At 38.0% G+C, this 764-nt stretch carries 1 pseudogene; it reads right to left on the bottom strand.

Features of this window, described 5'->3' with window-relative positions:
* Positions 1 to 143: 143 nt before the first annotated feature.
* Positions 144 to 605: pseudogene (tnpA, locus tag HMPREF2571_RS00695) on the bottom strand (IS200/IS605 family transposase).
* Positions 606 to 764: the final 159 nt, after the last annotated feature.

A 764-nucleotide genomic window follows, 5' to 3' on the forward strand; every position in this document is an offset into this window, starting at 1 on the left:
AATCATAACCACCCGTCTAACGGGTGGTTTGATCAAGGGCTATAAGCCCATATTACCAGCCAGCGCCTAAAGACGCTGGCTTTCACTTTGTTCAAGCCTTATTGCTTTTGACTCGTCACAAGCCTCTCAAAGAGGCATTCGCATTACTTACCATTATCCCTAAAGGGATTTTCATATTCTTTAACGCTTAATTTGTCCAAAGCGATATCATGCTTCTCTTGTTCCTGGATATATTTCTTAATTGTGGCTTCATTTAGTCCTACCGTACTTACATAATATCCTTCTGCCAAAAATGTCTGTTCCCAAATTTATATTTTAAATTGGCGTGTTTATCAAACATCATTAAGGCACTTTTACCTTTTAAATATCCCATAAAACTAGCTACACTCATTCGTGGTGGTATACTTACTAGCATGAACATGATCTGGCATTAAGTGGCCTTCTATTATTTCAACGCCTTTATATTGGCATAGTCTATGAAAAATCTCTCCCAGACTACTCCTATATTGATTATAGATTATTTTTCGTCTATACTTAGGTGTAAATACAATGTGGTACTTACACATCCATTTTGTATGTGATAAACTGTGAGCTTTTTGCGCCATAGTCTTAACTCCTTTCGTTTTACAATTGGCTTGAACACCCATATTGTAACTCGTTTGGAGTGTTTTTGTTATGACGGTATAACCTTCGATGCGCACCCGCATAGCGGGTGGTTTATTTGTTTCGCACCTTCGGAGCGAAACGGACTTAAAGTCACAAAA

The sequence above is a fragment of the Streptococcus sp. HMSC068F04 genome, from assembly GCF_001837455.1.
Taxonomy (GTDB): Bacteria; Bacillota; Bacilli; order Lactobacillales; family Streptococcaceae; genus Streptococcus; species Streptococcus salivarius_D.